General features: G+C 74.4%; 7 protein-coding genes. 1 reads left to right on the plus strand and 6 read right to left on the minus strand.

Going from position 1 to position 19,105, the window contains the following annotated elements; translation table 11 throughout:
• The first annotated feature begins 30 nt into the window (after window positions 1–30).
• Window positions 31–2,169: an exo-alpha-sialidase gene (locus tag ABZ887_RS42855; RefSeq protein ID WP_361302975.1), complete on the plus strand. Its 2,139-nt coding sequence runs from the start codon at window positions 31–33 to the stop codon at window positions 2,167–2,169.
• 9 nt (window positions 2,170–2,178) lie between these two features.
• On the opposite strand, the gene ABZ887_RS42860 is transcribed toward ABZ887_RS42855, so the two are convergent.
• From ABZ887_RS42860 to ABZ887_RS42885, 6 genes are read right to left on the minus strand one after another with little or no spacing between them, the layout of a single operon-like run.
• A complete protein-coding gene (locus ABZ887_RS42860; protein ID WP_361302978.1) occupies window positions 2,179–2,907 on the minus strand; it encodes a hypothetical protein in 729 nt (242 codons plus the stop codon).
• Window positions 2,908–2,929: 22 nt separating this feature from the next.
• Complete coding sequence (locus ABZ887_RS42865; protein WP_361302981.1) at window positions 2,930–3,808, minus strand: TauD/TfdA family dioxygenase; 879 nt, start codon at window positions 3,806–3,808, stop codon at window positions 2,930–2,932.
• Between the two features lie 51 nt (window positions 3,809–3,859).
• Complete coding sequence (locus tag ABZ887_RS42870) at window positions 3,860–4,567, minus strand: hypothetical protein (RefSeq protein ID WP_361302984.1); 708 nt, start codon at window positions 4,565–4,567, stop codon at window positions 3,860–3,862.
• Window positions 4,506–5,588 (minus strand): GSCFA domain-containing protein, encoded by a 1,083-nt coding sequence (locus ABZ887_RS42875; protein WP_361302987.1) that lies wholly within the window; start codon window positions 5,586–5,588, stop codon window positions 4,506–4,508. The genes ABZ887_RS42870 and ABZ887_RS42875 overlap by 62 nt, the downstream gene beginning before the upstream one ends.
• A gap of 11 nt (window positions 5,589–5,599) precedes the next feature.
• Window positions 5,600–14,995, minus strand: coding sequence for an amino acid adenylation domain-containing protein (locus ABZ887_RS42880; protein WP_361302990.1), 9,396 nt, complete (start codon window positions 14,993–14,995; stop codon window positions 5,600–5,602).
• Window positions 14,992–19,029: an amino acid adenylation domain-containing protein gene (locus ABZ887_RS42885; protein ID WP_361302993.1), complete on the minus strand. Its 4,038-nt coding sequence runs from the start codon at window positions 19,027–19,029 to the stop codon at window positions 14,992–14,994. Before ABZ887_RS42885 ends, ABZ887_RS42880 begins: the two co-directional genes overlap by 4 nt.
• Window positions 19,030–19,105 lie beyond the last annotated feature (76 nt).

The following is a 19,105-nucleotide window of genomic DNA, read 5'->3' on the forward strand; positions in this document are numbered from 1 at the left end:
TCCGTACCGCCCGAAAGGGGTGGCCCCACCATGTCCGACAGCGGACCGAACGACAGCAGACCGAACGGCATCGCCATGAACCGCAGATCCTTCGCCCTGGGAGTCGTCGGCGCCACGGCGACCGCCGCGCTGGGCCCGGTGGCCCTCGGAGCCACGGCCCAGGCGGCCGGCCGGACCTCCGCGTCCGACCGGCACGGCGCCTTCTTCGAGGAGCAGACCCTCTGGGACTCCGTCGAGGGCCCGCTCGTGAGCTATCACGTCCACGCGCTCGCCGTGCTGCCCGACGACACCGTCCTGGCCATGACCGAGGGCCGCCACGAGGTGTGCGACGCCGGGCCCCGTGACCTGCTGCTGCGCCGCAGCACCGACGGCGGCCGGACCTGGGAGGAGACCCGCACCCTGGTCGCCTCCGTCGACGGACAGTCCTGGGGCAACCCGGCGCTGGTCGTGGACCGGGAGACACGGGAGGTCTTCCTCTTCTACATGCTCTCGCTCCGGCTCCCGCAGAACACCTCGTGCTCGGGCGACTCGGGCGAGCTGTACGTGATCTCCAGCCGGGACAGCGGGCAGACGTGGAGCGAAGTACGCAGCCTGGCAGGCCTGTTCGACGGCTTTCCCTACAACTGGGCGTTGCACGGCCCCGGTCCGGGCCACGGACTCCAGCTGCGCTCCGGGCGGCTGCTGCTCAACTGCCTGCACCGCAGGGTGATCGTGGGCAACACCGTGGCCCAGCGGATGTACGGCGTGGCGCCGGTCTACAGCGACGACCACGGCGCCACCTGGCAGGCGACCGGCGCGGTGCCCGTACAGGTCGCCGACCCCATCAACGAGGCGCGGATGGTGCAGCGCTCCGACGGTACCGTCGTCGTCAACGGCCGCTTCGCGTCGGGCGGTGAGAACCAGCGCATCGTGTCCGTCAGCACCGACGACGGCATGACCTGGTCGCAGCCCGCGCTCGACGGCGGCACCGGCTCGTTCAACGCGGTGGACGCCGGCCTGCTGGGCTACACCGGCGGCCCCGGCAGCCGCGCACCCGGGCGGGTGCTGTTCAGCCGCCCCGACTCACCCGTCAGGTACAACATGACGGTGGCGGTCAGCTACGACGAGGGCTTCTCCTACCGGTACCAGCGGGTCGTCAACGAGAACCGCTCCTTCTACTCGGATCTCGCCCGGCTGTCCGACGGCACCATCGTGCTGCTCTACGGCTGCGACGGCGACATGGCGAGCGTCCCGCGCCGGGTCGACGTCTGCTGTTTCTCCCTCGACTGGCTGACCGGCGGCCGCGACAGCCTGCGCCGCGGTCCCCACTACCGGGAGGCCGTCGTCTCGTTGGCCGAAGCGGACCCCGAGGTCACCGGCGGCGCCGTGCAGACCGTCGCCGATCCGCTCGCCCGCCGTGGCGAGCGCCTGGTCCTCACCCCCGAACAGGTCGGCGACACCGTGGAGTTCACCTTCCGGGTGCCGCGCACCGGCGACTACGAACTGCTCCTGCGCTACTACCGCACGGCGGACGGCGCCCTGACCACCGTCACCGTGGACCGCACCCCACTGCCCGCCTTCGCGATCGACACCACGGCGCAGACGGCGGACGGCTTCGACCTGACGCACTTGGGTGCCACCCGGCTGCGCGCCGGACGGCACACCCTGCGCTGCGCGGTGACTGGACCCGGCAGGGGCGGCGGGACGCGGCTCGGCCTCGACTCGCTCAGCCTGATCGAGGCGCCGGGCTCCGCCGACGTGCGCGCGGAGGTGATCGTGGACAACGACCGGCTGGGCTTCGCGATCGTCAGCGGCAGCTGGCCCACGGCGACCGCGGACCCCGGCTACTGGTCGGGCAACTACCGTACGGCGCCCGCCGGTTCGGGCGAGCGGAAGGTGCGCTGGCAGCCGGCCGTGCCGCAGGACGGCGTGTACGAGATCCAGACGTCCTGCCCGCCGTCCGCCAACCGGGCGAGCAACGCCCCGTACACCGTCGTCCACGCGGACGGCACCACCACCGTGCGCGTCGACCAGCGGGCCGCGGGCACCACCGACCCGCGCGGCGGTACCTGGCTCCCGCTCGGCGAGTTCCGGCTCCAGGCCGGTCTCACCACGTCGGTCGAACTGACCAACGACGCCGACGGCGTGGTGGCCGCCGACGCGATCCGCCTGCTGGGCCCGAAGACCTGACCCCTGGCCTCACGGACGGGCGGCACCGAGCGCCGTGAGCAGACCGTCGGCCAGCAACCGGGCCTGGGTCTGGGCCTGATCCCGCGGGGTTTCCGCCGTTGCCGCCGTGGCGCGTACGACGGCCTTCAGATGCGCGCCGGGGAACGTGGCGGCGTAGCCCTGCGCGTCGTCGGCCGCGTACGCCGCCGCGAGTGCCGGGCCGAGGGCCTCCGCGTGAGCCTCGGCGAAGGCGCGGGCGTTCGCCTCGCTGCTGAGCCGCGCGTACTCGTGGCCGTACGCGTCCGCCTCGGCCGCGGCGTACCCGTTGGCCAGGGCGTAGTCGCGGGCGCCCGTGTGCCCCTCCGCGTAGGCGGAGGCACGGTCGTAGGCGGCGTCGTACAGCTGCAGCAGCAACGGGCCCAGCGCCGACCGCCAGGTGTCCGGTTCGGCAGGTGCGCCCTGGGCCGCCGCACGGTGCAGCTCCGCCGGCGCGGCCGTGTCCGCTGCCCCCGCGAGCAGCGGCAGCACGGTGTCCGCCTGCCAGAGGTGCACGGCCGCCAGCCCGGCGGGGACCCCCGCCGGGCCGAGCAGGCCGTGCAGCCGGTCGGCCCAGGTGTCCGCGGCGGTCGGCGGCAGTTCCCCGTGGACGGCGGTGGCGAGCCGCCACAGCCAGTCGGGCACGCCGGCCGCGGGCGGCTCGGCGGACCCGGTCCGCAGCGCGGCGCGGAACGCCGCCGGGGCGGCCGTGGTCGTGGCCATGTGCGCTGTCCTCCCGGCCGGGTCAGGCGTGCAGGCTTGTGCCGTCGATCGCCACCCGGCGACCCTCCCTGGTGTGCGGGAAGTAGTCCCACACCGCGTGGTGCTGCACGCTGCGGTTGTCCCAGAACACCAGCGTGCGCTCCTGCCAGCGGACCCGGCAGTGCAGCAGCGGGGTACGGGCGATGTGCGCGTACAGCATCCCCAGCAGGGCGTCGCTCTCGGCACCCGACAACTGGGTGATGTGCGAGGTGTAGGGGGCGTTGACGAAGAGCAGCCTGCGCCCGTTCTCCGGATGGCGGACGACGACCGGCTGCTCGGTGCGCGGCACGTCGTACTCGGGCGGCGGGGTCAGCCCGGCGTCCGTCCAGGGCTTGGCGCCGTCGTGGAGGGCGGTCAGGCCGTCGAGGAAGCCGCGCAGGGCGGGGGAGAGCAGCTCGTAGGCGAGGTGCATGTTGGCGAACAGGGTGTCGCCGCCGCTGCCGCCCTCGGGGATCGTGGTGATGTACAGCATGGAACCGAGGGAGGGCTCGGCGTCGGCGGTGCCGTCGGAGTGCCAGCCGTTGCCGGCGACGGCCTTGGAGTCCTTGTCCGCCTTGATCTCCAGGATGTGCGGGTCGGAACCCTCGGCGGCGAGCGCGACGGGGTGCAGCTCGCCGAAGACGCCCGCGAACCGCTTGTGTTCCTCTGGGGTCAGGTCCTGGTCGCGGAAGACCAGCACGTGGTGGGTGTGGAAGGCGTGCTTGAGCTCCTTCTCCTGCTGCGGCGTCAGCTCACGGGAGAGGTCGAGGCCGGTGACCTCGGCGCCCAGCACCGGCGTGATCGGGGCGACGGAGAGGGTGTCGTAGGGCTCGGCGGGGCGGGTGGTGAGCTGCTCTACGGCGCGCAGCGCGTAGTCCTCCATGAGGAACCTCCTTGGGACGGGACGGACGGAAGCGTTGACGGGTGTGCGGGGTCAGAGCCCGCGGTCGAGGAGTTCGGCGACCACCAGGCGGCCGAAGGCGAGGTTGCCGTGGATCGTGTCGTCGGCCTGGCAGAAGACCGGCCGCTGGTGTCCCGAGCCATCGGTGACGCGGGCCCGCAGATCGACCAACTCCACGCCGCGAGCCCTGAGTTCGGCGCCGATGACGTCCTGCGCGGCGAAGAAGACGGACGCGTCGGACATGCCGGGGACGCGCTGCGGCGGCAGCGGAACCAGCACGCGCAGCCCGAGGGCGGCCGTACGGTCGTAGAAGGCGAGCGCGCCGCGGACACCCGCCCGGACCAGGTCGGCGAACAGGCCGCTGCGCAGGAACCGTTCGGGCACGGTGCCGTGCCGGTCGCGGTGGATGTCCCAGTTCTGCCGGGTGGCCACCGTGTGCGCGCTCAGCCCGAACGTGCACACGAGCGGCACCCCGAGCCCCGCGAACCCGGTCACACCGAACACGTCGAGGAACTCCCGGACCAGCCGCCGCGGCTCGGCGTCCCGGAAGACCAAGTCACCTTTGTCGTCGAGGTCGTCGAGGAACGGCCCGAGGAAGTCCCGCCCCGAGCCGACCGGTCCGCCCACGAAGGGCAGCCCCGCCTGCTGCGCGGCCCGTCCGACACAGCCGGCGTGGGAGTCACCGAGCAGGAGGAACCGGGCGGGAACGGGGGGCGTAGTAGTCGAGTACGGCGTCGTCACACCAGTGGTCCTCTCCGCCGGTGACGGGGGTGGAATGCGCGAGGGCGGGCGCGGGCGGCGCGGTGTCGGCATCGGGCCGGACGCCCCGGAAGAAGTGCCGCATCACGAAGGCCACCCCGTCGGGGGTGACCGTGCGCAGGTTCGGCTCGTAGAACGCCGCCCGGTACGGGAAGCCCGTGACGATCTCGTACGACGGGAAGTAGTCGACGTCGTCGCAGGCGTCGGCGAGCTGGCCGGCCGCGGCGCGCAGCACCGACTTGGAGTGGGTGGTGGCCACCAGCGCGTGGCGGCCGGTGGCGGTCGCCGTCAGCGGGACCGGGGAGACCGTGAGGACCGTGCGCAGCCGGGAGTTGACGCCGCGCGCCATCGCGAGCACGTCGGTGAGGTCGCGGAGCACCCGGTCCACCGTGTGGTTGTGCAGGACGTGCCGGCCGGGGTCGTAGGTGCCGCGCACCGTACCGGGGCACATCGGCAGGACGGTACCGGTACGGACGTCGTGCCAGGCCTCCGTCAGGCCGAGGGTGAACACCAGGACCTCGGCCCGGTCGAGGGCGGTCCGGACCGCGTCCAGGGTGACCGCGCGGGCGCGCAGCACATCGTCCGCCGAGGCGTGGCCGTCCGGCTCCACCGTGGGGCGGTAGGGGTCGTGGAAGGCGCCGTCCTCCTGCCACACCTCCTCCGGCGGCTTCTCCTCCTCCAGCGCCCAGGCGACCCACTGGCGCAGCGCGGCGGCCGTGTAGATGTTGCCGGTCCGGAAGGAGAACCGGCGGTATCCGCGCGCCGCCTGCTCGGCGGGCGTCAGGCCCGGGGTCGGGAGCTCGGCGTCGTACCAGTGCATGCCCTCCGCCAGGAGGGCCCGGCCGATGTGCGCGGCGAAGCAGGATCCGGCGGTGACCACCGGATCGTCCTGGCCGATCGTGAACTTCGGCGTCCACAGGCCGTCGATGTCCGCGGGGTCCGGCTCGGCGACCGCGGTGCGCCAGAACGACCTCGCGGGCAGGTGGGTGTACGGATGCTGCACGGCTGGTCTCCTCAGATCCGTCCGGCGGGCTGCGGCCGGGCGGCGGACGGGGACCCGGTCTCGGCCAGGGTGGCGGCGATCTCCCGGACATGGGGCTCGGCGACGATCTGGTAGTGGTCGGCGTCGACGTGGTGCAGCCGGTACGGCGAGGGAAGATGCGCGTCCCAGGCGCCGGGGGCGGTCGGTTCGGGCGCGAGCGCGGCCTCGGCCACGGGGCGTGCCGCCAGCCATACGGCGGCGGGCGTCCGGCGCAGCCGCGGCAGCCGGTGCCCGGCCATGGCCGCCAGGTTGGCACGGCAGCAGCGCGCGAGCCGCTCGGCGTAGACACGACCGGCCTCCGTGAGGGGACCGACGGTGCCGGTGCGGGGCTCGACGGTGCCGGTGAGGGGCTCCGCGGCACCGGTGAGGGGTTCGGCGGTGTCGTGCACCGGCTCGGTCGGCCGCCCCGCGCCGTTTCCGCCCAACTCGCGGGCGAAGACGGCCTGTACGCGCTTCTCGTCGTAACCGGCGAAGCGATGTCCCGTCCCGGGCGGCGGTGGGTCGAGGAGATGGAGGGCGGTCACCGGCCGGTCACCGGCCTCGGCGAGCGTGGCCATCGACAGCGCGGTCCACGCCCCGAACGACCAGCCGGCGAGCGCCAGTCGCCGCCCGGGTTCCGGAAACTCCCGTCGTACGGCGGCCAGGTAGTGCGCGGCGCGCTCGTCGATGGAGCGGTCCGGCAGCCCGGGATCGCGCAGCCCGGGGTCGCGCAGCCCGGGGTCGGCGATCAGGCAGACGGTGAGGTCGTCGGGCAGGGCGGACACCAGCGGCCGGTAGGCCTGGATGTCCCCGCCCACGGGATGCACCAGACACAGCACGTCCGGCCCCGGGCCGCGCTGCCACACCTCGACGTCCACCGCGCCGTGCGGGCGGGCACCGCTGTCGTCGAGGTGGCCGAGGAGCTCCGCGAGGCTCACCCGGTGGCTGAGCCGGGACAGCTCGATGTCGGTGCCGTGCCGGCGTTTGATCTCGTCGAGGAGCTCCAGCAGGGTCAGCGAGTCGGCGCCCAGGTCGTACAGGGGCGCCTGCGGGTCGACGGTGTCCACGCCGAGCAGCTCGAGAAGGATTCCGGTGATCTCCGCGCCGGGGTCGCCCTGGACGGGACCGGCGGGTGCGGGCGCGGGAGCAGCGGGCCCGGAGGCGGGGGCCGGTTCGTAGAAGGCCCGGGCTTCCGCGAGGTCCGTGGTACTCACCATGAGGTGAGGCAGTTGGAGATGGAGGGCCCGCTCGAAGAGGGCCGTACCCTCCTCGGGGGTGAGCGCCACGGTCAGGTGTTCGCGATGCCGGGCGTCCGCCCTGGCGGCGGCGTGCTGCTGGGCCATGCCGACGTCCCGCCACGCGTCCCAGCCGACACTCGTGCGTACGGTGGCGTCGCCGCCGGGCGCGGTGTGGTGGGCGTAGGCGTCGAGGCAGGCGTTGGCGGCCGCGTAGTCGAACTGGCCGATTCCGCCGAACCGGGCCGCCATCGAGGAGCAGTACAGGACGTAGTCGGGGGCGTGCTCGGCGACGAGCAGTTCGACGAGCAGGGCGCCGCGCAGCTTGGCCGCCGTGACCCCGCGCGCGGCGGCCGGTTCGCGCCGGGCCAGGAGTCCGCCCGCGGCGGTGCCGGCGGCGTGCACGATGCCGGCCAGACCGTCGAGCAGCGGGGCCAGCCGGTCCGCGACGGCCGCGGGTTCCTCGGCCGCCAGGTCGGCCGTGACGAGGGTGACGCGCTCGCCGAACCTCCGCAGCGCGGCGGGCACTTCGGCGCCGCGGGCCACCAGGACGACCCGGTTTCCGGGGTGCCGCAGGAGGCTCGCGGCCAGGGTGGTGCCGAGGCCGCCCGTGCCGCCGAGGACCAGATGGGTGCCCGGTACGGCGGCGGGCCGGGGGGTCTCGCCCACGGGCACCGGCACGGTGGTGCGCTGCCACCAGAAGCCGTCCCGCAGGGCCGTCGCCCGGTCGGTCACGGCGACGGTGTCGTCGAGGAGCAGGTCGGGCAGGTGGGCGGCCCAGCCGGCCGGGTGCGCGCCGGGCAGGTCGGCCCAGCGCAGGGTGACGCCCAGTTCCTGCCGGGGGACTTCCAGGGCCGCGGCGAGCAGCCCGGCCGCGGGGGTGTGCACGCTCCCGGTGACCGGCTGCGCCCGCTGAGACAGCAGCCAGGCCCGGGGCCGTTCCGTCGCCGGGCGGCCGGCGAGGGCCAGGGCGAGGGCGGCGACCGTGTCGAGGCAGGCCCACTCGGCGGTGTCCAGCGCGGCCGTGGTCGCATCGCCGTCGAGGGCGAGCGGAAGGGCGTGCAGCCAGTCGACGGCCGGTCCGTCCGCCCGGTCCGGTGCGTCTGTCCGGTCCGGTGTGTCCCTGCGGTCGGTTCCGTCCGTCCGGTCCGGTCCGACGGCGCCGTCCGCGCCGGTGAGGCGGTCGAGCAGGGCGCCGAGCTGCTCGGCGTCGGCGACATCGGCCTCGTAGCGGTCGTCGCCGAGCCGGGTCAGGCCCTGCCCGGCGCGTACTGTCACCACGCGGGCGTAGTGGCGTTCCAGGAACCGCCAGTTCTCGCCGTCCTGCCCGGGGCCGAGCACCACCACGGCGGTACGGCGGGACACCGGGGAGCCGGTGCGGGCGCGCCGCGAGCGGGTCCACAGGGGCTGGTGCAGCCACTGCGCGGCGGGCAGCCGGGAGCTCCCGGACTGCTCCTCGGGGGCGCGCGAGGCCCGTTCCTCGGGGGCGCGCGGGAAGTCGTACTCGGCGGTGTCGAAGGCGGGCGGCGGGAAGTCCCAGGGCGCGGGTGCCGGGCCCGCCGGCCACCCGACGGTGCGGCCGGCCGCCCATGCCGCGGCGAGGGTGTGCGGGTCGCGGTCCTCGACCGCCGGCGCGTCCAGGGACGGGGGCGCGGTCACCGTCGGCAGCGCCCGCAGCCAGGCGACGGCCGAGGCGGCGTCGGGGCAGACGGCCGCCGCGCGGTGGGCGAGGGCGGGTCGGCCGGCCTGGAGGTGCCGCAGCACCCGGGAGTAGGCGCCGGGACGGGCCGTGAGGTAGTCGGCGATGCGCCGCCCGTCCGCGCGGACCGCGGCCTCCGAGGCGCCGGACAGCACCAGGCACGGCAGCGGCCCCGCCCTGTCCGTGTCCGTCTCCGGCACCGGGTCCGGCTGCTCCAGCAGCACATGGGCGTTGGTGCCGCCGATACCGAAACTGCTCACCCCGGCCACCCGCCGCGGACCGGCGGGCCAGGGCTCGGCGGCGACCGGGATCCGGAACGGGCCGTCCTCGATCTCCGGGTTGAGCCGGTCGAAGTCGGCCGTCGGCGGGACGACCCCGTGGTGCACGGCGAGCGCCGCCCGCACCAGGCCGACGACGCCCGCCGCCGCGCCCAGGTGCCCGATCTGGCTCTTCACGGACGACAGCGCCACCCGCGCGTCCTGCGCCAGCCCGTACGCCTGCCGCAACGCGGCCGCCTCGACCGGGTCCCCGAGCCGGGTCCCGGTGCCGTGCGCCTCGACGTACCCGATGTCGCCGCCACCGCCACCGCCACCGTCTCCGCGGCCGCTCGCCTTGAGTGCCGCGCGGATCGCGGCCCGCTGCCCGGGCAGCGACGGGGCGCTGTAACCGAGCTTGCCGGAGCCGTCGTTGTTCAGCCCCGAGCCGGTGACGACCGCGTATACGGTGTCGCCGTCCCGGCGGGCCGCGGCCAGCGGTTTCAGGACGACCACGCCGGTGCCGCTCGCCCCCACGGTGCCCTCGGCGTCCGCGCTGAAGGGCCGGCAGTGCCCGTCGGGGGAGAAGATGTGCTGCGGTCGGTAGGTGTAGCCGTCCGTCAGCTCCGTGTCGACGAGGACCCCGCCGACCAGCATCACGTCGGCGTCGCCCTGCCGCAGCATGCCGGCCGCGACGTGCACCCCGGCGAGCGAGCTGGAGCAGGCGGACTGCAGCGTGAACGCCGGTCCGGTGAGCCCGAGATGGTAGGCGGCCTTGGTGGCGAGGAAGTCCTTCTCGTGGTGCAGGGCGAGCCGGAAGGAGTCGGGCAGCAGGTCCGGGTCGCCGTCGCGGAGCATGCGCTGGAAGTAGGTGTTCTCGCCGCAGGAGGCGACCAGACCGACCCGGAGCCGGGCCGGGTCGCCGATTCCGGCGTGGGCCAGCGCTTCGGCGCAGTTCATGAGCAGTTGGCGCTGCTGCGGGTCCATCAGCCGGGCCTCGTGCGGGCTGATCGTGAACCGGCCCGGGTCGAAGTCGAGCGGTCCGGCCAGTTGGCTGCGGGCGCCGACCCGGCCGTCGGCCGCGGCGAAGTGCTCGATCCCGCGCCGGCCGGAGACGACCAGGTCCCAGAACGCGGCCAGGTCGGGCGCGCCCGGCAGCCGTACGGCCATGCCGACGACGGCGACCGGTTCGTCCGCTGTCCGCCGGGCGTCGCCCGACGACCCCGGTCGGCGGGCCGGGGTGTCGCGGCCGGTGCCGTCGTCCGTGAGCAGCCGGGCCAGGGCGCGCAGGGTGACGTGCTCGAACAAGTCCGGTACGGAGAACGGGAGATCGCCCTCTCCCGCGCATCTGAGCTGGAACCGCATCAGGTCCAGGCTGGTGGCCCCGGCGTCGAGGAACCGCTCGTCCACGGCGACGGTCCGCCCGGTCGCCGCCCGGAACAGCTCGGCCAGCCGTCCTTCGAGCGGCGCCAGCCCGGCGTCCGCGCGGTCGTCCGCCCGCGATTCAAGCCCTGGCCATGGTTCGTGCGTCGGCCGAGGCTCGTGCGTTGGCCGCAGTTCCCGCCCCGGCGCGGTGAGCGCCGCCCGGCGGTCCAGCTTGCCGCTGGGCGTGCGCGGCAGGTCCGTCACCCGGCGGAAGACGGCGACCCGGACGTAGGCGGGCAGCAGCAGCGCCAGCCGCCGGGTCAGGTCTGCGGGGTCGGGATCCTCGCCCCGGCACTGGAGGGCGGCGACCAGCCGGCCGGCCAGCACTCCCGCGACCGCGTTGACCACCCCGGGCAGCTCCAGCAACGCGGCCTCGACCTGACCCAGTTCGAGGCGGTGTCCGCCCAGTTTGACCTGGCCGTCGTCGCGCCCCGCGTAGTGCAGCAGACCGCGCTCGTCGAAGCGGGCGCGGTCCCCGCTCCGGTAGAGGGTGCCCAGCTCGGGGTCGTCGAGGAACCGGTCGCGGTGTGCGGCGGGGTCGCCGAGGTAGCAACGGCCCGCCATCGGACCGCCGATGAGCAGGTCGCCCGTCACACCCGGCGGGACGGGCAGACCGCCCTCGTCGACCACCCGCAGCACGGCCCCCGCCACCGGACGCCCGATGGCGGGACGGGCCGGCCAGGCGGCGGGGTCGCCCTCCAGGCACAGGGCGCTGACGACATGGGTCTCGGTCGGGCCGTAGTGGTTGAACAGGCGTGCCCCGTCCGGCAGCCCCGCGAACCAGCGCCGGATCGCGTCCGTGCACACCAACTGCTCCCCGGCGGTGACGACCTCACGCAGCCGGGACGGGAACACCCCCAGGCGCACGCCGTGTTCGGCGAGCATCTGCAACGCCACGTACGGCAGGAAGATCCGCTCCGCGCCGCCCGTCTCCAACTGGGCGAGCAGCGTGGGCACGTCCTGCCGCCAGGCCGGACGCACCAGGCGCAGCTCGCCGCCGGAGCACAGCGTGGTGAGGATCTCCTGGAAGGAGACGTCGAACGAGAGCATGGAGAACTGCTGGGTGACGGCGTGCCGTTCGAGTCCGCCGGCGGTCCGCTGCCAGGTGAGCAGGGAGCACAGGGTCCGGTCGGGGACCTGGACGCCCTTGGGGGTTCCGGTGGAGCCCGAGGTGAACAGGGTGTACAGGGGCCGGAGTCCGTGGTGCCGGTACGGCACGGGCGGTGCGGTGGGCCTGCGGGTGAGGGTGACGACGTGCCGGGGCAGGTCCGGCGGGGCGATCGTGGCCAGGACGTCGAGGTCCTGGGCGCCGGTCAGCACGCACAGGGGAGCGGCACGGTCCAGCACATGACGCAGCAGGGCCGGCGGGTAGGCGGGGTCGAGGGGGACGACGGTCAGGTTGCGGCGGGCCGCCGCGAGGAGGGCGACGACGTGCTCGACGGACGGCTGGAGGTACAGGGCCACGGACGCCGGGGCGGCGGGATCTTGGGGCACGCTCAGGAGCGACGCCAACTCGTCGGCCTGGGCGTCGAGTTCGGCGTAGGTGAGGGTGGTCCCGCCGAGCGTGACGGCGGGCGCGTCCGGAGTGCGGGCGACCTGGCGGGCGAAGCCCTCGGCGACCGTCGTGAAGTCCGCCGCCACCGGAGCGCCGTGGACGGTCGCGGACGTGCGGTGGGGAGCGACGAGTTCGCGCACGGTGAGGTCGCCGTCCCTGTTGCCGTCGCCGGTCAGCCGGTCCAGGGCCCGCCGGAACAACCGGGCCGCCGCCCTTGCGCGTTCGGCACCGAAGTCGTCGCGGTACTCCCAGAGACAGCCGAACCCCGACTCGTCCTCCACCACCGACAGCGTCAGCGCACACTTGGCGCCCGCGGGCTCGGGCCACAGGGGCTCGATCGCACAGCCGGCCAGGCGCAGCGCGGAGAACTCCGTGTTCTCCAGGACGAAGAGGTAGTCGAACAGGGGATTGCGGTCACGGAACGCCGGATCGGTGAGCAGATCGGCGAGGAGGACCTCCTGTCCCTCCAGCACCCGGCGCACGCTGTCCGCGTGCGCGGTGAGGTGAGCGCGCAGGGAGTCGTCGGGCCGCACGGCGAGGTCGAGGAGCACGGTGTTCGCGAACATGCCGACGCTCTCGGCGAACTCGGGGCGCGGCCGGTTCGCCACCGGGGCGGCGACCAGCGGCCGGGCCTGCCCGGTCACGCCGTACAGGCACGCGGCGAACGCCGACACCAGTAACTGGAACCTGGTCAGGCCGAGTTCGGCGGCCCGCCGGTCCAGTGCGGTACGGCGGACCAGGTCGAGGGAGGTGCGCAGCAGTCCGGCCCGCGGCCCGGCCGACGACGCGGGCTCGGGAGCGGGGAGGGCGGGTGACGGCTCCGTCGCGTCGGCGTAGTGGTCGCCCAGCCGGGCGCGTTGGCGTTCGTAGGCGGGCGTCGCGCGCCAGTCGCGCTGCCAGCGGGCCAGATCGAGGGGGCTTGCGGCCGGCGCCGGCCGTCCGGCGTCGCCCGCGTAGGCCTCGGTGAGGTCGCGGAAGAGGAGGTTGAGCGACCAGCCGTCCACGGCGGCGTGGTGCAGATGCAGAAGCAGCAGACCGCCGTCGGCCCGCTCCACCCACGCGGCCCGCAGCAGGTGCGGCTCGGTGAGGTCGAAGCGGTGCGCGAAGAAGCGGCCGGCGGTCTCCTGCCAGGGCTCCCCGGCCGGGGCGTCGAGCGGCTGCCAGGGGTCGTAGGGCGTCTCGGCCCGCTGCAGCAGGCCGTCCGGGGCGGGGACCAGCCGGGTGCGCAGGGCGGGGTGCCGCGCCACCAGCGTGCGCAGGGCTCGGCGCAGTGCCCGCGGGTCGACGGCGCCCTGGACGCGGAAGGCGAGCGGCACGTCGTAGGACCGGTCGTCGGGGTCGCGCCGGTGCAGCAGCCAGAGGCGTTCCTGCTCGCTGGTGGCAGGCGCGGCCGTGGCGTCCGCGGCGGGCGGCACCGGCGGACGGGAGTCCGCCTCGGCGGTGCGTACGGCGTCCGCGAGAGCGGCGAAGTCGGCCTGCAGCACCAGACCCTGGGGGATGTCGGCGCCGTACCGCTCCAGGATCGCGAAGCGGAACCGCACCGCCTTCAGGGAGTCGCCGCCGCTCGGGATCCAGCGGTCGTCGGGCCGCAGGCCGCCGACGGCGAGGATCTCCTCGGCGACCTCCAGGACCTGCCGCTGCCCGGAACTGACCGGCACGGCGTCCGCGCGTCTCCCGCGCCACGGAGTGCCCGCCTCACGCAGCAGCGCCGCCTGGTCGACCTTGCCGTTGGCCGTCAGCGGGAGTTCCGCCACGAGGTGTGTGTGGTGGGGGCGCATGTACGACGGCAGTGCGGTGCCGAGGTGACGTTCGTAGTCGGCGAAGGAGAGCCCTTCGCCGAGGACGAGGAAGGCCAGCAGCTCGTGCCGGTCCGCCGTGTCGCGCCGGGTGCAGACGTGCGCGTGCCGGACGGCGGGCAGGGTCAGGATCCGCTGCTCCACCTCGCCGGGTTCGATGCGGAAGCCGCGCACCTTGACCTGCCGGTCGGCGCGTCCGACGTAGTGCACGCGCCCGTCGGCGTCCCGGCGGACCAGGTCACCGGTCCGGTACCAGCGGCGCGCGGTGCCGTCCTCGTCCTCCGACCGCACGAAACAACGCTCGGTCAGTTCCGGGAGATTGCGGTAGCCGCGTGCCAACGCCGCGCCAGAGAGCAGGAGTTCGGCCACCTCGCCGTCCTCCGCGGTACGCCCGTCCGCGGTGCGCAGCAGCAGCCCGGTCCCGGGCAGCGGGGTGCCGATCGGGACCGAGTCGCCGTCGAAGTCCCGGGGGATCGGGTGGCAGAGCGCGAACGTGGTGGCCTCCGTCGGCCCGTACACGTTGTGAAGGACGGTGGCGGAGCCCGGGTTGGCGGCGTACCAGGTGCGGATCGCGCGCGGATCGAGCCGTTCGCCGCCGACGAGGACCTGGCCGGCGTCGGCGAAGCAGCCGGGAACCTTGTCGACGACCGTGTTGAAGAGCGCCACCGTGATGAACGCGGTGTCGACGCGGCGTTCGCGCAGCGCGGCCGCGAACCGCTGCGGGCTGTGCACGACGGAGTCGTCCAGCACGACGCAGACGCCGCCGGTGAGCAGCGGGGCCCAGACCTCGAAACTGAGCGCGTCGAAGGCCGGGTTGGACAGACAGGCGAAGCGGGCGCCGGGCCGCGGGTCGAGCCAGCCGGGCCGGGCCAGCCGCAGCACACCCGCGTCGGTGACCTCGACGCCCTTGGGACGGCCGGTGCTGCCGGAGGTGTAGAAGACGAAGGCGGTCGCGTCGCCCGCGTCACCGACGGGTTCGGCTGCCGTCGCGGCCACGGGTGTCGCGGCCGGGCCGAGGAGCAGGTCGGCGTCGATCCCGTGCACGTGCTCGGCCGTACCGTCGTGGACGACCGCGACGGCGCCGGAGTCGTCGAGGATGTGGCGCTGACGGTCGGGCGGGCTGAGCCGGTCGAGGGGGACGACGGCGGCCCCCGCGCGGCGGATGCCGAGCATGACGCACACCAGCTGCCAGGAGCGGGGCAGGCAGACCGCGACGGACTGCCCGGCGGCCACGCCCCGTTCCCGCAGCCTCGCGGCGACCCGGCCGCTGAGCAGGTCGAGTTCCGCGTAGTCGAGGACGCGGCCACCGTCCTCGACGGCGACGGAGGAGGGCGCGCGGCGAACCTGGGCGAGTACGGCCTGGACGAGCCCGGCGTCGGCCGGGAAGCCGTCGGCCGGTTCGGAGGGGGCGGTGCGGTCGGTCATCGGACTTCTCCCGCCGGTACGGCGACGGAGTGCGTCGCGTGTCTCGACTGCCCTTCGTGATGGGCGAGTTCGGCGGCGAGCAGCGCGGCGACCCGGGCGGTCTCGGCGCCCTCCAGGATCTCCCAGTGGTCGCATGCCATCGTCTCGACGCGGAACTCGCCCTGTGCGCGCCGCCGCCAGAAGGCGCGGACCTCGGCGTGGAAGGGGGTGTCGGCACCGTCCGGCACGGCCTCCGCGAGGACCAGCCGGGCCGGGGAGGCGGCCGGGAGGTGATTGCGGGCGGTGAGCCGGTTGTGGTTGTAGATCCGGAAGTAGCGGTCCACCTGGGCGTCGTCGATGCCGGGGTACATCCCGTTGAACCGTACGAGCTTGTCGCGGAACTCGTCCGCGTCGACGGCGGTGATCGCCGCCCGGGCCTCGGTGTCGTCGGTCGCCTGCGTGTCGAGGAGGACCACGCTCACGTCGGTGCGTCCGGCGGCGCCGAGCAGGCGTCCCATCTCGTGGGCGACGAGGCCGCCGTAGGAGAGCCCGGTCAGGACGAGCGGACCCCGGCCGAGCGGTTCGAGGAGGCGCAGATACTCCTCCGCCATGGCCTCCACGGTGGGCAGCACGTCCTCTCCCGGGTTCACGCCGGGGGACTGGATGCCGTAGAGGCCGGTCTGTGCGGGCAGGTGGGCGGCGAGGGGCAGGTAGCAGAAGGCGGTGCCGCCGGCCGGGTGGACGCAGACGACCCGGGGGCCGGTACCCCGGCGGAACTCGATCAGGCTGCCCGGGGCGCGGTCCGCGCCGTCCTCGCGCAGCAGCGCGGCCAGCGCCTCGATCGTCGGCCGGACCACGACCTCGGCGACGGGCAGCCGGCGGCCGAAGGTCTCGGTGGCCTCGTGGGCCATCTTGATGGCGGACAGCGAGGTGCCGCCGAGGTCGAAGAAGTTGTCGCCGACGCCTATCGCGGGATGCAGCAGGATGCGCTGCCAGATGCGGTACAGGGCGTGCTCGACGTGGTCGCGCGGGCTGGCGGTGTTGACCTGGTCCGACGTCTGCTCGTGGACCAGGCGGAGCAGAGCGGCGCGGTCGAGCTTCCCGCTGCGGCCCAGCGGCAGGGTCTCCAGGTCGAGGACGACGGCGGGGACCATGTAGTCCGGCAGACTGCGGGCGAGTGCCGTGCGCCAGTCGGCGCTGCTGCGCGCCGCGACGGCACCCCGGCCGACGGCGGCCACCAGCCGGGGCCGGCCCGCCGGGTCCTGGTCGGCGAGGACGACGGCCTCGCGGACGCCGGGCAGCCGCGTCAACGCCGCCGCTATCTCGCCCGGTTCGATGCGGAAACCGCGCAGCTTCACCTGGTCGTCCGCGCGCCCCGCGTAGTGGAGCAGGCCGTCGTCGCCCCAGCGGGCGAGGTCGCCGGTGCGGTAGACGCGGTCGCCGGGTACGAACGGGTCGGGCAGGAAGCGTTCCTCGGTGAGGTCGGGGCGGCCCAGATAGCCGCGGGCGAGGGCCGCCCCGCCGAGGTGGATCTCCCCGACGACGCCGGGCGGGACCGGCTGCATCCGGGCGTCCAGGACGTAGCAGCGGGTACCCGGGAGCGGGCTGCCGACGGGGCAGGGGCGGTCCAGCGGGCGTGGGTCGTAGTGGGCGGTGCTGTAGAGGGTCGCCTCGGTGGGACCGTAGCCGAAGCAGATCCGCAGGCCGGGCAGGAGTTCCGTCATACGGTGCAGCGCCGCCTCGGTGATCGACTCGACCCCGGTCAGCAGCTTGCGCAGGCGCAGACCGCGCAGCCGTCCGACCGGGTCCTCGTCGACCCACTTGACGTAGGCGGGCGGCAGGAACGCCTGCACGATCCCGTGTTCGCGCAGCCAGGCGAAGAACTCCTCCGGGTCGCCGCGCAGTTCCTCGGGGACGATGTGCAGCACACCACCGGTGGTGAGGGGCAGCAGGAGTTCGTGGACCGAGGCGTCGAAACCGATGCTGGACCAGGCCGAGCCCGCCTCACCGGGGGCGGTGCCCATCCGTTCGTGCCAGGCGGAGAAGAGGTTGAGGACGCTGCGGTGCTCGACGGCGACGCCCTTGGGGCGCCCCGTGGACCCGGAGGTGAAGATCACGTAGGCCAGTTGGTCCGGGGCCCGGGTGATCCCGGCCGGCGATCGGTCCCCGGCCGTTCCCTCGGCATCGGTTTCGACATCGGCATCGACATCGGCCTCGACCGTACCGATGTCGAGCCAGTCCCCTGGCCGGTCCGTACCGCGGTGGTCGCTGAGGACCACGGGGCACACGGCGTCCTCGACCATGGCGGCGAGACGTTCCCAGGGCTGCCCGGGGTCGAGCGGGAGATAGGCGGCACCCGCCTTGAGGATGCCGAGGATGCCGACGGCCAGATCGCCGGTACGGCGTGCGTGCAGTCCGACGACGTCACCGGGGCGGACGGCACGGCCGACGAGGGCGTGTGCGAGCCGGTTGGCACGCCGGTCGAGCGTCGCGTAGTCCATCGTGTGCTCGCGGTCGACGACGGCGGTGGCGGCGGGGTGGGCGCGGACCCGGGCCTCGAAGAGCTCCACGATGCCGGTGGCCGTGCGCAGCGCGGTCGCGATGGCGTCGGAGGAACCGCCGGCGTCGGGGGAGTTGCCGCCCTCGTCCCGCTGCCGCGTGGCGTCGCCGGTGACGAGCACCGCCTGGCGCTCGCGCGGGTCCATCAGTTCCAGGGTGTCGACGGTGCGGTCCGGGTGCCGGGCCATGTCGGTGAGCAGGTGCCGGAGGTGCCCGGCCCAGCGCTCGGCGGTGGCGGTGTCCAGCAGCGCGGTCGCGTGGTCGAGGTGGCCGGTGACCCGGCCCTCCGACTCGGTCGCCGACAGGGCGAGGTCGAACTTGGCCGGGGCGTGGGCGATCGGCAGCGGCACGGTCTCGACGCCCGGCAGTTTCAGCAGGTCGTGCCGGTCCGGGACCCAGGCCAGCATCGTCTGGAACAACGGGGTGTGGGCCGCGCTGCGGGGCGGGTTCACCACCTCGACGATCCGCTCGAACGGCAGGTCCTGGTGGGCCAGGGCGCCGCGGACCACCGCCCGGGTACGGGCCAGGGCCTCCGCCGCGGTCGGGGAACCGGACAGATCGACGCGCAGCGGAAGGGAGTTGACGAGGAAACCGATGAGGCAGGCGGTACCCGGGCCACGGCGGCCCGCGACCGGGCTTCCGACAACGATGTCCTGCTGTCCGGAGAGCCGCGACAGCAGCACGGCCCAGCCCGTCAGCACCGCCACGAACAAGGTGGCCCCGTGTTCCCGGGCCAGCCCGCGCAGGGCGGCCGTGACGTCCGCGTCCAGCTCGAACCCGACGCGGCCGCCTTCGTAGCCCTGCTCCGCCGGCCGCGGCCCCGGCAGCGGCAGTTCGAGCAGGGGCGGGGCGTCGGCCAACACGTCCTTCCAGTAGGCCTCTTGGGCGGCGAGGTCGCCACCGAGCACCGACTGCCGCTGGGCGTCCGCGTAGTCCGCGTACTGGAGCCGTAACCCGGGCAGTCCGTCGGGCACCCCCGCCGCCAACGCCTCGTAGAGGAGGCCGACTTCGCTCATCATCACGTTCATCGACGTGCCGTCGTAAATACTGTGATGGAACGTCAGTAACAGCACGTGACGTGCGGTGCCGACGGCGAGCAGCCGGCCGTGCCAGAGCGGACCGGCCGCCAGGTCGAACTCCCGCTCCGCCTCCTCCCGCTGACACGCGGCCACGCGCCCGTCAGGGTCCGTCGACTCGCTGAGGTCCTCGAACTCCAGGGGGATGCCCGAGCCCGCCGGGTCGATGTGCTGGCACACTCCGCCCGCCTCGGCCACCAGTCGGGTCCGCAGGGTCTCGTGCCGGTCGGTCAGGGCGTCGAAGGCGGCGGTCAGGACGCCGGGGTCGAGCGGGCCGGTGAGGAGGAAGGCGAGGGTCTCGTTGTAGGCGGTGTTCCCGCCCGGAAGCTGGGCCAGGAACCACAGCCGCTGCTGGGCGAAGGACGCCGGCCGGACACGGCGGTCCGGGTCCGCGGGGGCGAGACGGGGAGTGTTCAGCACCGGCAAGGCCTGGCCTTCCTGTCGGGGAACGGGAACGGGACCGGGGACGGAACGGAGGCGCGGCGAATGACGGCAT

This window comes from Streptomyces sp. NPDC047061, from assembly GCF_040643955.1.
Lineage (GTDB): Bacteria > Actinomycetota > Actinomycetes > Streptomycetales > Streptomycetaceae > Streptomyces.

Bases quoted from the DNA above. Each gene is read 5' to 3' on its own strand.
- ABZ887_RS42855 (WP_361302975.1), top strand. From the start codon at position 31: ATGTCCGACAGCGGACCGAACGACAGCAGACCGAACGGCATCGCCATG.
- ABZ887_RS42860 (WP_361302978.1), bottom strand. From the start codon at position 2,907: ATGGCCACGACCACGGCCGCCCCGGCGGCGTTCCGCGCCGCGCTGCGG.
- ABZ887_RS42865 (WP_361302981.1), bottom strand. From the start codon at position 3,808: ATGGAGGACTACGCGCTGCGCGCCGTAGAGCAGCTCACCACCCGCCCC.
- ABZ887_RS42880 (WP_361302990.1), bottom strand. From the start codon at position 14,995: ATGACCGACCGCACCGCCCCCTCCGAACCGGCCGACGGCTTCCCGGCC.